The sequence below is a fragment of the Bacillus sp. FSL L8-0167 genome (assembly GCF_038630295.1).
In the GTDB taxonomy this organism is placed as follows: Bacteria; Bacillota; Bacilli; order Bacillales; family Bacillaceae; genus Bacillus; species Bacillus safensis.
Genome location: NZ_CP152027.1, coordinates 3,214,890 through 3,228,880 on the forward strand (window position 1 = coordinate 3,214,890; position 13,991 = coordinate 3,228,880).

Below are 13,991 nucleotides of genomic sequence, written 5' to 3' on the forward strand. Positions count from 1 at the left end.
CTCCTTACTTTTTAAAGAAAATCGACAAATTTATCCCTAAATTTCATATGAAGCAATGAACCGACTGTTAAAAGAAGAAGCGTGATCAGCCAAAAATAAAGTGTATATTTGACATCATGGAAGAACCATTCTCCCTTTAACAAACTATTTCTAAAACCATCAATAATGTAGAAAAGAGGGTTCAGTCTTAAAATATCTCCAATCCACGCCTTATCTCCAGTAAGTTTCTCTGAAATATTCCAAAAAATCGGCAGCAAAAAGAAAAGTAATCGTGTCACGGATTGTAAAAGAAATTGATAGTCTCTCACGAGTACACTAATCGTGGAATTAAACAAACTAAACGAAAACATAAACGCGATCATACAAATAAGATAGTATATATATTGCAGCCAATGCGCGTCAGGGTAGATGCCATAGGAAATCAGCACAATCAGATAGACACCCATCATAACAAAGTAGCTGAACAAGTTGGACATAATCACCACAGACGGCAGCGCACTAATCGGAAAATTCATTTTCGATACCATATTAATGCGTTTAAACACACTGTTTGATCCATCAAGAATGGTCGGACTAATGAAGAACCAAGGGATTAATCCAGCAAGCATCCAGATGATAAATGGAACCTCCACGCCGCCAATGACAATTGGCTGTCCTCCGCGAATACCCATACCAAAAACAAACCAGTAAGCCAGCATTTGAATCAATGGATTTAAAAACTGCCATAAAACACCTAAATAATTCATCTGATATTTTGATTTTGTTTCATAAACAGCAAGTCGCATAATCAGCGGAAATGAGCTGATTTGCTCCTTTAGTATCGTCAACATTGCGTTCATTCTAATCTTCCTTAGATATAAGTTTTTGGGATTACTTTTTTAAAAAGCACCGCTCATAATTGTAACAGATAACGATACACATTTCATCTTATAACAAAAGTCATGCACGTCAAACTAGAAGACAAAAAACCCCTGAATCCTTTCAATCATAGATTCAGGGGGCATAAGACATTAGATAATTTGATGCTCTTTTAAGAAATCTGTAATTCTTTTCGTATTTTGATTATCGTTAAAGCTGTTAATTTTCAAGTATTTTTCTTTATATTCATCTTCCACGACATACTCATTCTCAATCGCATGTTTGACAATACGAATAAGCTCTTGAGTATTATATGCAATCGGTCCTGGTGCATTTTCTTCGTTTACAGGAGGAATCGCTTTATACTGTCTAATCAAGTAATCTTTTTCTTCCCAATAAAAAATAGGGTATGCTCCTCTATATTGTGCATCATAAATAGCAGAAGAGTAATCAGTGATAAACACCTTTGATACTTTTAACGCTTCTGATGGATTATCAGAAATAATATGTTTATACTGAGGCAGGTTTTGATAAACGTACTGAGAAAATTTGTTATGCGGTACAATTAACAGACGATCAAGAAGACCTGCTTCTTCAAAGCTTTTAATGATTTTAATCAGAACTCTATAGTAAGATGTTTCTTCAATTCTATTTGTATATATTAGCCCCTCTTCCCAATAGCGGTAAGTTGGCATAAAGGCGATCTTATCTGCACCGTCTACTAATTTGGCATGATCAAAAGTTGCGAGGCCTGTCAAAATCAAATCCTCACGGTCATATTTCATTTTGTAGAATTCACCAGCCTCTAGTTCAGAACTGATGACTGATTTATAAATATTATATTGGTTCTTGTCTTTATGGAATCCAAAGGCCATTGGATTATCAACTGGTTTCGCAAACATTATTCCATGCTGCAAAAAGACAAGTGGTACGCTCATAATTCTCTCTCTAAGATGATCAATATATAATCTATCGTTCAGAACATGGTTAGATAACTCACTTGAAATAAAATAGCTGGCATTGAAGATACTTAAATAATGTCTCAGACTATATTTCGGAATGATTCCCTTTCCATACTTAGCTTTAAGTGCCGGATAAGCACTTGATTTCTTATTAAGAATAAAGTAATTTCTTGAGTCTGTTTGACAATTCTCTTGTACATAGTCATACACTCTAATAGCGGATTCATCTGCTTTATCACTCTTTTTCTCAAAAAACAAATTCACACGATAATTCTTGTCTTTATAGAATGATGATAAGATACTCGCTATTTTTATTTTTACTTTACTAAATAAAGAATATTCCTGTGAATAAGGAATAATGGTAGATGTCACATTTCCAAATAGATTTGTTCTTAGTACTTGAAGCTTGTCCCCATTCTTTTTCGTGATATATGTTTTCACCTTTTTATCTCTTTTTTTCAGCCTTAAACTATGGATAATTCGGTTATCATTTCCAACGAATAAGTTATTATGGATTCTGCTGTCTAAGTCAAGATCATTTAACGAAATTTTAAAGAAACCATATCTTTTTAAGAATTTGATCTTTCTAAATGGCCTTATAAATTTCGCCACCTGATGATCAGAATTTCTAATGTACAGATATTCATACTTTTGGTCTGAATTATACGCGTAATGTGTCAGTCTTCCATAAACATAAAAGCTATTAAACAAACTAAAAATACGTAGTCTTGATGTATGTTTTGTAACAAGATAAGGGTTTCCTCTTACTAAGTAAACACCATTCGTTCTTACATATATGTAATACCTTTGTTTATTAATCACCAAAATATTGAGGATGTTATCTTCTTTGAATTGCTCTAATGTATCTTTACCAAAAACTTTGAGCGGCTGATATCTAGGAACAAGTCTAAAGTTGACGATTTTCTTTTGCTCAGTCACCTTATTTAAAATTTTGATTTGATTACGATTATTCACAGTCACTTCAATATCTTTATGTTCCTGCATCACATCAAACAAAATTTTCCTTACATTTAGTTCTTTATTTTGGCAATCATACGTAACAACAAAGTTGAAGGGAATATATTGGATAAAGGAGATGTCTACAAATCTTCTTTCTGCCCCGTGAATCTTCAAATCCATTTTATAATTCCGATTGATCTCATCAACGTTCAGAAGCCCTGAGAATAATAATAGTTCCTCTTCGCCTCTATATAAGCCATAGCGGTCTAACCCTAATTGTTTGACATATATATCTTCAAATTGATTGTTAATGTCAATAGGATGTATTTGATTTGGTTGAAGAATGTCAGAACTTTCTTTGACAATATACAAGTTCTGATCCTTAGAATAAAGATAGATCATTTCATTAGAATGATCTATTGAAGATTCAAAAATCATCTGATCCTTTACATCAATTTCACAAATCCTCTTTGATTCGTTTACAATTAGCTCTTTAAATTCAAAAGTACATAACTTCTCTATGTCATCAATATATAACACTAGCTTTTGTTCATCTAAATTAAGAATTTCAATAAAATTATGATAAAGTTTGTACATTGAAGCACCTCTATATTATTTTCAGCATTTTTACAGTACCGGATAATCTTATCTAAATTTAGCATGTTTACTGTTAAATTTCTATGTTTTTTTATTTTTACCATTACATTTAAATATGTGTACAATGGAATAAAAAAAACAAAAAAGTACCGTTCTACTAAGCGAAGAACGGTACTTTTTAAACTATTTTTCAGAAAACACTACTTCCACGACACGCTTCGAAGATTCTCCAGTCTCTAAGTAACAGAATTTCTCATAAAACGGTGCAAATGATTCTGGTAGTGTAAAGTCTGGCTGTTCTGTTTCTCTCACCCAGTCAATGACACTTGCTGTTTCTTTCACAAGTGGTCCAGGTGCTTCTTGTTCAAAGTCGAAGTAGAAGCCTCTGAGCTTGTCACGATATGTTTCAATGTCTGGCACATAGAACAGCATCGGACGTTTGAGGTTTGCATAATCAAAGAACACAGATGAGTAATCTGTGATGAGCAGATCTGAAATCATATAAAGGTCTCTAATGTCTTCGTAATGAGAGAAGTCATAGGCAAAGCCTTCATACGGCCCTAAATCAAAGTTTTCAGCAACTAGATAGTGCATACGCAGAATGATGATATATTCATCTCCGATTGCAGCTCTGAGTTCATGCAGATCAAGGTCTAAATCAAATTTGTACTGCCCTTTTTTATAAAATTGATCGTCTCTCCATGTCGGTGCATATAAGATCAATTTTTTATCGAGCGGCAGGTTCATTTTTTGTTTCAGTGCTCTCATCGTTTCTTCATTGTTTTGATTGTGAAGAAAGTCATTTCTCGGATATCCTGACTCAATCATGGTCTTTTGGAATTGGAACGCACGTGTAAAGATTTCAGTCGAGTAGGCATTTGGAGAAATGAGATAATCCCAATTCGATGCTTCTTTTGTGAAATTCTTTTTGTATTTCTTCGTGTTTGTTCCAGGCATATGCACCTCGTCCATGTCCATTGCCAGCCGTTTTAACGGCGTACCATGCCAAGTCTGCAAGTATGTTGTGTGATCTGGCTTTGGAACCCATAGCGGCAAACGGCTGTTTACGACCCAATACTCGGCTCTTGCCATCGCAAAGATCCATTTCAATGACAGACGATTGATATAGTAGATGCCTTTTTCCTTAAACGGTGCTTCATGACCCTTTTTAACGCTCCAGATCAGCGTATATTCAGGATGATGTTCTTTCATATACTCATAAATCCCACGCGGGTTACAACTAAATTGTTTTCCATTAAAGCTTTCAAAAACAACCGTTTTCTTTTTCACAGACAGCTTACTCGCCAGTTTAAAGGTCGTTTTAAACGTTCTTGTCACAAGGCGGTTACGGACTTTTTTGATTTTACTGATCTTCTTTTTGAATTTCTTCCACTTGCTTTTGACGTAATACTTGGCACGTGTTTTCATTGTGTAATCATTAATACGGATGCCAAGCGTTTGTCTTTTTTTCTTTCGGTACACTTCATATCGAATCGGTACATCGTTTCGTTTATGAATTTGAACAAGTCCTTTGAGTTTGTTCGAGCGGTCTCCAAGCACTAAAGAAGTGGTTGTTAATGTTTCCTCTGCTCCGTTTACATCGCAGATAAATTCAAGATAGAAGCGATATACAAAGCGTTTGTTTAATGAATAGGTCAATTCCTCCAAAGGGACTTCTGCTAAAAATTGATAAAGCTGTGGTACATGTTGATCATCACGGTATTCGATCACTTCGTCTTTTATATGGGTGATATTGACCGGAAAACGATGTTCAATTGGTTCTTCACCATTTTTCTTCAATAGAAGCTTTGCTTCTTTGATCTCATACGGATGTTCTGCACTTAGTATACCTGCATACCCGGATAAAGATAACATACACCCTTTGTTGAGCTCGATATGATTGAATTTCACAACCTTTAGCTCACGCTTGATTTTCAAAGAAGCATTCCCTTTGTCTGTACGGTATGGAATGATACACAGCATGGCGTCTTTATTTTCTAAAAAAGTCAGCTCAGGCTTTTCTATTTCCATTTTTAAGCGGCGTTTATAGTTTGACGTTTTCTCTTCAAATTCAATATCTGTATTGATATCCGCTTCTTTTACTTCTTCTTCCTCTTCTTCGGAATCAGAATCATAAGCTGAGTCCTCAAGCTCGTCCTCATCCTCTTCTTTGTTTGTGCTCAAATAGTCCGTGACATACAAGTTATATGTCTGGCCTTGCTCTAACGCAAGCGGCAGCGATGCTTCATTCAATACCAATTTGAATAGATTCTCTTCTTGATGAACAAGCGGAAGGAAAAGTTCTTGTTTCGAAACTCTCTCCCTCATAAACAAATAAAATTCTCTATCTGTTAATGGCATGTCATCGTTGATGCGAATCAGCATTTCTAGTTTCTCATGGTGATTTTTTAACCCTTCAACGACACTCTTCTTATGAATTCCCTCTTCAATCATTAATCGTTAATCTCCTCTGTTCAGAAATCTTACCGTTGTGTTATATCACTATTTTACTTTCCATGAATAGTTTCCTTGTTTCGTTTGATATGACCATCCATCGATCGATGATGGTTTATTCGTAAGCAGCTCACCTTCTATTTCTAGACGCTGCAAAACCTCTTGAAGTTCTTCTGTTTTAAAACGAATGTAAAAATCCACAAATTTCGTTTGGTTGATTTCAATGTTTTTCTTTGTTTGAAAATGGCCGATTGGGAAGCTGACTTGATGGTTCTCATCGATTGTTTGAGAGATGATTTCAGCTCCATTCACTCGATCATATCCTGCGAAATCAATTTGCACATGATCCGCATGACTCATTTCATCTTTTAACTCAAGTTGAAGGTGAAGAACATGATGCTCAGAGCTTAGATCACGCAAGACCCATTTCATGCTGTCAACGATCCCTCTCAGTTCATCTTTATGCTCACGATTTTCGAGCATATGATGAATCGCCGTATTCCAAACAGTCTCTTCGTCAGAAGGAACAAGATAAAAATAGGCTTGTTCTCCCAATAATTTTTCGACATCTTCTTTATGTTTAGTATCCCCAAAAAAGACAGCATCCACTTGCTGCTTTCTTATTTGTTTAAATAATTCTCCATATTGAGAATTGACTTGATGCAGATCTTTTTCATAATGTGCGTGATGCACAAATGCAGCGTAATAGGTTGTTTCAGGCTGATCGATTTTAAACAGGTGGCGGTCTTGATCACGGTCCTCTGTGATCATCAGTTTCAAACGGTCATTTTGTGATTGAATGCTGGATAGCCATAATTGTTTAATATCCGTCTTCTTTGTAAATGTTTGAATTCCTGTTTTTTTATACCAATTAATATGCCGAACTGGATTCTTTTTTGCATCACCAGGATAAATGATCTCCATATAGATGCTGCCGTCGTCATTGATTAATTCCTCTAAGTATAGAGCACCTGAATGTGGAACAAAGCTTTGTACTCTGCACAAAATGCCCTGCCAATTGTATTCTTCCCTCTTCACTAATTGCTGCTCTTCATTATATTGATCAATATAACAAATGGGAGAAGAAGGCAATTCATATCTCGTCACTTGAATCGTGGATGCACCTTCTGGAAAAGTAGCTTCATTGATCTGATGTGATGATTCACCGGCAATAAATTCTGAGTAACGTCTTTTACTTCCGCTTTCCGGTAAGATATAGTGTTCAAATACATTCAAGATGTCCACTTGGTTAGGAAATGTCTCCTCCAAGCTGTGAATACGTTCTTTCACATTTGCATCGTAATTTAAAGTTAAAACTGCAGTACGTTTATGCTGATCAGCCAAAGGCTTAATTCTTGCCTTTAAAGATTTCGTTAAGCTCTCATCCTGTTTTGGCACATCACCCATAATAAAGTAATAATCCATATCAGGCACGTCCATTGATGCCATTGTTTCATGTTGTTCAGATTGATCCAATGTGTCTTCAACTTTTTTCTTCATCCAATTTTGAAACAAAGGAAGCTCTCCTTAAAAATAATGATGACTTGCTCATTGTATTTTACATGAAAAAGTACTTCTCACCAAAAGATAAGAAGTACTTTTTTTCGATCTATTAAAGTCCCGCAATTTCTTCCTTAATTTGTGTTGTCGAGATGCCTTCTGTTCTCTTCAAGTATACGACTTCGCAATGTTCTTTTAAGAAATCGAATTTACCTTCCCAGTCATCTCCCATGACAAACACATCGATATCGTGCTCTTGCACGTCACGGACTTTTTGATCCCAGCTGTTTTCTGGAATGACTTCGTCTACATAACGAATGGTTTCAAGAATCAGCTTTCTATGCTCGTAGCTGTGATAAGCTTTTTTAGATTTTTGTAAGTTAAACTCGTCTGTAGAGATGGCCACCACTAAGTAATCTCCGAGCTGCTTTGCACGTTCTAGCAGCTTAATGTGCCCCCAGTGTAATAAATCAAATGTACCGTAAGTAATAACTTTCTTCATTGCAAACATAAACTCCTTTCTTCAATCCTTATTCGACTGCATTCGTGCAGTAATTTATCCGTAATTCTGTGATATTCGATTCGCTCTTCGGAACCTCATTATATCACAGCGCCCACCAAACGTTAAGCGGATGTAAAGACAAACTATTTCCAATTTATTGGGCGCAGGAGGAAAAGTCCGAGGAATCAATGTTTCACAAAGGATCGTCGAGATGAAATGATGAAAATGTCATGAAATTTAAAGGTTTGTAAAGTTATTGTTAATATTTCATGGAGCATCTGTGATAAAATGATGAATAGGCGAAGAATGAATTTACAATGAACGTTCATAGATAACAAGTTAAAAAGGAGGTCTAAACAATGCAAACAGAAGTGGTCTCTAACCTTTCTTATGTAAACGGCGACTTAGATGAATTTATCAGCTATATGAACCAGCATCATATTTCTCAGAGAAGAGGCGCCATGATTGCGACTGTCAATCCAGAGATAGGCTATGCCGTCATGAAGGATCATGCGTACCATCAAGTCGTCTCATCTGCGGATTATGTACTGCCGGATGGCGTAGGCGTCGTATTGATGTCCCGCCTGACCCAAAGTCCGCTTAAGTCAAGAATTGCCGGCTTTGATGTCTTCATGTCTATGCTTGACCTAGCAAACAAGCAGTCTAAAAGAATCTTTTTATATGGTGCAAAAAAAGAAGTGCTTGAGGCTGTGAAACAGCGAATTGATACGGAATATCCAAATGTGGTCCTCGCTGGAAGCTGTGACGGCTATCAAGCCGATAAACGTTTCGTAGCGAAGCAAATCGCGCGCTCGAAACCTGATATGGTGTTCGTTGCATTAGGTTATCCAAATCAAGAGAACTTTATTTACGAATACCGCCATTTATTCCCGCAGGCTGTTTGCATCGGTTTAGGCGGAAGCTTTGATGTATTTAGCGGAACGGTGAAGCGTGCACCACGCTGGATGATTAAGACAAATACAGAATGGCTGTACAGATTGATTGTGAATCCATGGAGATGGAAACGAATGCTCAATATTCCTAAGTACGCTTTTGCCGTATTGAAAGAAAGCAAAGGAAAAAAACGTTACTATCCTGAGCAGGTAAAGGATCAGACGAAGCAGCTGTGAGAGACTGATAAATGATGAATATACGCTCAATGATGATTTCATGTTACGCAGCTTTTATTTCTTTCATTGGATGGCTGATGAGCGGCGTGAAACCTCGTGAAAACCAGGTGACGCTGCTTGTTTCATTCCAAGAGAATGCGGCTGCTCTCATTCATACTTATCAACAACAGGCGAACATGACAATGAAGCTCACTATCCTCTATACGAAGCATGCTTCTGCGATAGAAAAGGACGGGCCTCATCTGTCATTTCGCTATTTTCATGAAAAAAATCCTCTCCATCTCATTCAATGTATATATACGATGTTTAAAAGCAAGGTTGTCGTGACGGATAATTACTTTCTCATGACGAGTGTGCTAAGAAAACGGCCTTCTACAACTTGTATTCAAGTTTGGCATGCCAATGGGGCTTTGAAAAAGTTCGGGCTTGAAGATGCTTCAAATTCTGACCGGAGTCCACGTGATATCAAACGCTTCAAACGCGTTTATGCGTCTTTCGATTACATCGTGACAGGCTCAGATCACATGCGTGAGATTTTCAAGACCTCGTTTGGGGTCAAAGATGAACGCTTTTTACCAACTGGTGTACCAATGACGGATGTGTACTATGAACAGCACCAGCCTTCCTTGAAGCTGAATGATGTTCCAAAAGGGAAAAAGATCCTACTCTATGCACCGACCTATCGAGACTTTGCAATGGACGGTCTTGTGCTGCCTTTTTCAAAAGAGCAGCTGCAAACTGAGCTGAATGGCGATTACATTCTGCTCATCAAGCTTCATCCTGCGGTCAAACATTTAGCGAAAGCAGAAACAGACGGTGAATGGATATTTGATGTGTCCGATCAGCCGCTCTATCCATTGCTTTGTGCTTGTGATGTCTTGGTGACAGATTATTCGTCCATTGTGTTTGAGTATGCACTGCTCGAAAAGCCTGTCTTGTTCTTCACTTATGACTTAGACACTTATCGGGAGAAACGCGGCTTAGTCGACCGGTATGAAGACATCATTCCTGGTAAGGCTTGCGTCACTCAAGACATGCTCTTGCAGGAGCTTTTGCACCTAAACGCATTAAACAATAAAGAACGAATCAAAACCTTTGCTGAGGAATGGAACCAATATTCAAAGGGACAATCAAGTCAGCAGCTCCTCTCATTTATTGAACAGCAGCTGCTCCTACACAAAAAACGTCCGGCTTCTCATTAGGAAGCACGGACGTTTTTTTATTTGTTATACACCGGGATATCGTAATACAGCGTATAGTCATCAAGCAGGTTATACAAACTATACATGCGAGTGACTTGCTTAGAAGCCCAGCCAATATCTGTTGCATATTGATGAGTCGCTGCAGCCGACCAGCGCATTTTATAAATTGTATCTTGCTTGTATGTGGCATTATTGATATAGCTGTTGCCAATGAATTTTGCTCCGCCAATAATGGCAGCCTCTGGCGTGAACCATTGCTGTTCATACGCATACTTTGCACCAAGATAATTCGGATTGCTGTCATATGCGCCAATGCCATACATGTTATAAACTTTCTTTCCATTATACATTGTGCCATTCGCTAAAATGGAACTTCCGTTACCCGTTTCAAGCAACGCATGAGAAATAAGATAAATTTCGTTGATATGATACGTTTTTGCTGCTGTAATAAAGGCCTGTCCTTTACCCGCAAGAATCCCTTTTCCTGCTAAAATCTTTGAATTGACCTCTGCTGGATTGAGATTCGCAGCTTCAGAGAGTTTCAGAAATTGAAAATAAGATTGCGTGCCTTCTGCAATATTAGCTGGATCTACATATTTTTGCACCTCTGCTGCACTTGCATTTCTCCAGCCGAGGTTGATCCTGATCCAGTTCCCTTCTTTCCCAAGCTGTTTCACTTTTGCTCCTTTATTGAGCTGTGCCACAATGTTGCTTGCAGAGCTCGAATCAGGTGTAGAACGGACATTTAAGCCATCCGTATTCACTGTCGATGTTGCTTGGTCTACATATGCTGCATAGACATAGGCCGCACCATCTGTCTGTGGCGACACCTTCATTTGTTTGTTGACCATCTCATTGACAGTAAGGTTGTAGTTCGTTTGCATAACCATTGGGCCATTTTTAATTTTTACGGCTGTGGCGGTCCAGCCATATTGGCTTTTCACAAAAGCAATGGCTTCATTTACAGTTGGTAATCCTGTAAATTGCTGCGTAATGTTGATTTTGTAAGCTGGTTTCGTTGTGGTTGTATACGCAGCGGTTTCATTCCGTTTTTTGAAAAATGCCATACCTTGATCACGCAGTGCAGCGGTTGAGATGGCACCTGTTTTGATCTGATATTGAGCATAATCGGCTGCGCCTGTTTTTTGAGCAGCGGCCTTCATTTTTTGTTTCGTCAAATAGCTGAGTGCTTGATTCAGTTTTGTCTGATTCACTGTCGGCTCTGTCGTGATACGGTATTGATTGACCGCTTCTGTCAGCGTTTTTGTACTGCTGGCAACGCCATTTTTCTTGATAATCTCTTGAGCCTGCTTCACTTTACTTTGTTCATATACAGGTGTTGTCTTGAGACTATACGTTTTGCTGACAGCCTGTCCCTTACTTGTGGTTATGCTGCTTGTCAGCTGCTGCGTTTTTAAGTAGGCGGCCCCTTTATTCACTTTCGCTTGGTCCACTGCTTGATTGACGACGAGTCGATACGTGCTGTCTGATACCTTGCCAGTTTTTTTCGTTGTCGCAGATACTTTTTTCTTTTGGAAGAAAGCCGCTGCTTTTTTGACTTGGTCATCTCCTAAAAGGTTTCCCGTCACGACTTGATATGGCTGTGTAGAAGAAATCTTTTTGGACGTGTAGCGCCATTTCTTTTTCTTGAAAAAGGCTACCGTTTTGGCGTAAGCTGTATCGTTCAGTTGATTGAGCTTCACGATATAATTTTTTGTTTTTCCCACGCGCTGCACAGTACCTGCAGCACCGGTTTGTTTCTTAATCTGAGCTGCAGCTGAAGCTGCTTGTTTGTTGTCTTTAAAATAGCCTGATTCCAAGCTGTAGACATTTTTTAAAGCACCTGTCTTTTGAATCTTCCCGCTGATCTTTGCTTCCTTTTGCAGTTGACTAAGAAGCGTCTGTGCTTTCGACTGGTTCGCTTGTGCAGCGGATGTGACGATGTAATACGGCTTACCTGCTGTCACCGTTTGAAGCACTGCTGTTAAGCCGGATGCCTTTTGAAAGCCTTGCAGAATGGTATTCGCCTTACTTTGTCCAACAATACCGCTTGAAATCAGCTGATACACAGTGCCAGCTTTCGTTTCGGTTTGGTATGTACTGGTGACGCCTGCCTGCTTTTGCAGCTCGGTTTGAATATTTTTCACTTTCGTTTCAGAATCAATGGCTCCTGATATGACCTGATAAGAAGGTTTGCTTTGATTGATGACTTCATAGGAGCTATTGAGCCCTGATGTTTTCGTTAGTTCGAGTGAAAGCTTTTTCGCCTGACTTTCATCATTAACTGGATCAGATACGACCTTTTGTAAAGGAAGGCGGTCACCTACTGGAGACACCGTACCGCTCATGCCTACTTCTTTTTTTAATGCAGCTGCACTTGCATTCGCTGCTGCTTGCGAATCATATCCTGAAGCAGTGAGCTGATAGGTCGACGTATTTCCTGAGGTTTGATAAGTGGCTGTCCACTTTTTGTCTTTCTTCAGTGTTTCCACTGCTTTTTTCACTTCTGCTTCTGTTGTAAATACTTTTGAGGTGTTCATCGTATAAATGGATTGATCGACATAGGAGGCTGCTTGCGCTTCTTTACCCGTGTGTAATGTCATACCAAAGGCAGCTGCGAGTAACATAATCTTGATGGTTTTTTTCACGTTCCCTGTCCCTCTCTTAACTTTGCATAATAGTCTACTAATCTCTTTATCGACAAAAACAAGTACTCTTTCAAGTCATTTATGCAATAGAAAAATAGAGGACCCCCTCGAAGTCCTCTTTTCCTTATATATGCGACACAATCAGTTCACAAGATCCTTCAATTGAGAAGCTTCCTGTTTCAGCCGGCAGAATAAAATGAGCGCCCTTTGGCAGTGGATATGTGTGTCCGTCATGCTCTAAAGACCCTTCTCCATGAATCACACTGCATAGCAAAAACGGATAATCCTGCGAAAGCTCTACTTTTTGATCAATTTCCCATTTATACACAGAGAAATATTCTGCTTCGACAAATGTACGAATGGTCACTCCCCGGCGTGTTTCAACTGATTCATCTGCATACCCGTCTACATGAGGAACCGTTGTGACATCAATCGCTTGCGCAAAATGAAGTTCACGTTCATTGCCATCCTGATCTTTTCGTTCATAATCATATACGCGATAAGTTGTATCTGAGCTTTGCTGCGTTTCAAGGACAAGCGTTCCTTCGCAAAGCGCATGAATGGTACCGCTTGGCACATAATAAAAATCACCAGGCTTAATCTTCACCCGCCGCAAAAGACCTTCCCAATCTCCACTATTCATCATGGTGACAAGCTCAGTTCTTGTTCTTGCATTGTGCCCATAGATCATTTCTGCTCCTTCTTTGCAGTCAATGATATACCAGCACTCTGTTTTTCCAAGCTCGCCATTTTCATGTCTTTCCGCATAATCATCATCTGGATGTACTTGCACGGACAAGTCTTGGTTTGCATCTAAAATTTTGGTTAACAGCGGGAAGCGGTCGCCTTCTATCCCCCCGAACAATTCTCTATGATTGTCCCAGAGTTCGATCAGCGTTTTCCCTTTATATGGACCGTCTTGCACGACACTTGGCCCGTTTGGATGAGCAGAAATTGCCCAGCATTCTCCCGTTTGATCAGAAGGAATATCATAGCCAAATTGATCCCTTAAGGCTGTACCTCCCCATATTCTCTCCTTCAATTCAGGCAGTAAAAAAATTGGTGACTGCTTCATTCAGGATGACTCCTCCCTTTGCTACCCTTTGATAATCCTTACCTAGCTTGATGAAAACTAGTAAGTCTCAACTTTTATTATGACGCTATCTAAAGAGAAGTCA

At 38.7% G+C, this 13,991-nt stretch carries 9 protein-coding genes; 2 read left to right on the forward strand and 7 right to left on the reverse strand.

The genetic code is table 11. The features are described from left to right. Positions 1 to 11: 11 nt before the first annotated feature. The 5 genes from MHB66_RS16665 to tagD form a co-directional block, all read right to left on the reverse strand. The gene (locus MHB66_RS16665; protein WP_046313057.1) at positions 12 to 839 is read right to left on the reverse strand and encodes an ABC transporter permease; all 828 of its coding nucleotides are present in this window, start codon (positions 837 to 839) and stop codon (positions 12 to 14) included. A gap of 171 nt (positions 840 to 1,010) precedes the next feature. Beyond that, entirely contained in the window at positions 1,011 to 3,377 is a 2,367-nt protein-coding gene (locus MHB66_RS16670; protein ID WP_046313055.1) for a CDP-glycerol glycerophosphotransferase family protein, read from the reverse strand. Positions 3,378 to 3,560: 183 nt separating this feature from the next. Next, positions 3,561 to 5,831, reverse strand: coding sequence for a CDP-glycerol glycerophosphotransferase family protein (locus MHB66_RS16675; protein WP_046313053.1), 2,271 nt, complete (start codon positions 5,829 to 5,831; stop codon positions 3,561 to 3,563). Positions 5,832 to 5,879: 48 nt separating this feature from the next. Further along, positions 5,880 to 7,346: an alpha-glucosyltransferase N-terminal domain-containing protein gene (locus MHB66_RS16680; protein ID WP_046313051.1), complete on the reverse strand. Its 1,467-nt coding sequence runs from the start codon at positions 7,344 to 7,346 to the stop codon at positions 5,880 to 5,882. A 97-nt stretch (positions 7,347 to 7,443) separates the two neighbouring features. Then, positions 7,444 to 7,833 (reverse strand): glycerol-3-phosphate cytidylyltransferase, encoded by a 390-nt coding sequence (gene tagD, locus MHB66_RS16685; protein WP_008343212.1) that lies wholly within the window; start codon positions 7,831 to 7,833, stop codon positions 7,444 to 7,446. Positions 7,834 to 8,192: 359 nt separating this feature from the next. Here tagD and MHB66_RS16690 point away from each other — a divergent pair, with 359 nt between their 5' ends. Next, a complete protein-coding gene (locus MHB66_RS16690; RefSeq protein ID WP_046313049.1) occupies positions 8,193 to 8,963 on the forward strand; it encodes a WecB/TagA/CpsF family glycosyltransferase in 771 nt (256 codons plus the stop codon). 11 nt (positions 8,964 to 8,974) lie between these two features. Next, positions 8,975 to 10,165, forward strand: a complete 1,191-nt coding sequence (locus MHB66_RS16695) for a CDP-glycerol glycerophosphotransferase family protein (RefSeq protein WP_080943485.1) — start codon at positions 8,975 to 8,977, stop codon at positions 10,163 to 10,165. Positions 10,166 to 10,182: 17 nt separating this feature from the next. Here MHB66_RS16695 and MHB66_RS16700 read toward each other — a convergent pair whose 3' ends face one another. Beyond that, the gene (locus MHB66_RS16700; protein ID WP_342490563.1) at positions 10,183 to 12,813 is read right to left on the reverse strand and encodes a glucosaminidase domain-containing protein; all 2,631 of its coding nucleotides are present in this window, start codon (positions 12,811 to 12,813) and stop codon (positions 10,183 to 10,185) included. 124 nt (positions 12,814 to 12,937) lie between these two features. Next, positions 12,938 to 13,888: a mannose-6-phosphate isomerase, class I gene (gene manA, locus MHB66_RS16705; protein ID WP_024426280.1), complete on the reverse strand. Its 951-nt coding sequence runs from the start codon at positions 13,886 to 13,888 to the stop codon at positions 12,938 to 12,940. Positions 13,889 to 13,991 lie beyond the last annotated feature (103 nt).